The organism is Phocaeicola faecicola, from assembly GCF_013618865.1.
GTDB lineage: Bacteria > Bacteroidota > Bacteroidia > Bacteroidales > Bacteroidaceae > Phocaeicola > Phocaeicola faecicola.
Genome location: NZ_JABSOE010000161.1, coordinates 1 through 922, shown reverse-complemented (window position 1 = coordinate 922; position 922 = coordinate 1). Strand labels below are relative to the sequence as shown.

Here is a 922-nt window from a genome sequence, read left to right as displayed (position 1 = left end):
ACTGGGGGAATCATTGTTATTTTCTTTTCCTGCAGGTACTAAGATGTTTCAGTTCCCTGCGTTAGCTTCCATCAATGATGGATGACGTGTCTTCAACACGCCGGGTTGTCCCATTCGGAGATTCACGGATCAAGGGTTATTTGCACCTCCCCGTGACTTTTCGCAGCTTATCACGTCCTTCATCGCCTCCGAGAGCCAAGGCATCCGCCATGCGCCCTTGCTTACTTTCCTTATCACGTCACACTGCCAATTAGGCAGCGGGATGATATATACTTTCAGCTCTTTTTCGTTACCAAAATTTACTTGCTTGTTACATCATGTCATAGACCTTGTTTTTCAAAAATTCTCGTGGAGAATTTTTGCAGATTGGCTCGCTTGCGCTCGCCCATCCTATTCGTGGAGAATAACGGATTCGAACCGTTGACCCCCTGCGTGCAAAGCAGGTGCTCTAGCCAGCTGAGCTAATCCCCCGATTATCCTTTTTTCGTTTTGCGGCTGCAAAAGTACAACCTTTATTCCGAAGAGGCAAATTTTTAAGGAAGTTTTTTTCTTCCTTTTTTTTCGAGTAGCAATCGAGTTGCTACCTGAAGCACATTGGCTTGCGCCGATGTTTTTCCGGGTAGTCCCAGGCAGAGTTGAACTGCCGACCTCTACATTATCAGTGTAGCGCTCTAACCAACTGAGCTATAGGACTAGCTTTCTGATTCAGTTCAACCTTGTCCGTTGCATAGACTCGGCTTCATCTTTCTCTATATTGTTAAACAAACCTTCTGCAGTACAAGTGAAAAAACCTTCTCGGTTTCACTCCAGAAAGGAGGTGTTCCAGCCGCACCTTCCGGTACGGCTACCTTGTTACGACTTAGCCCCAATTACCGGTTTTACCCTAGGACGCTCCTTGCGGTTACGCACTTCAGGTACCCCC

2 tRNA genes and 2 rRNA genes are annotated in these 922 nt (G+C 46.9%); all 4 read right to left on the bottom strand.

The window, feature by feature from the left end:
• Positions 1–231 (bottom strand): 23S ribosomal RNA (locus H3001_RS19135); the annotation flags it as partial.
• Between the two features lie 166 nt (positions 232–397).
• Positions 398–471 (bottom strand) — tRNA-Ala (locus H3001_RS19130).
• A gap of 149 nt (positions 472–620) precedes the next feature.
• Positions 621–694: transfer RNA gene (locus tag H3001_RS19125), tRNA-Ile, on the bottom strand.
• A 116-nt stretch (positions 695–810) separates the two neighbouring features.
• Positions 811–922: ribosomal RNA gene (locus H3001_RS19120) — 16S ribosomal RNA — on the bottom strand; the annotation flags it as partial.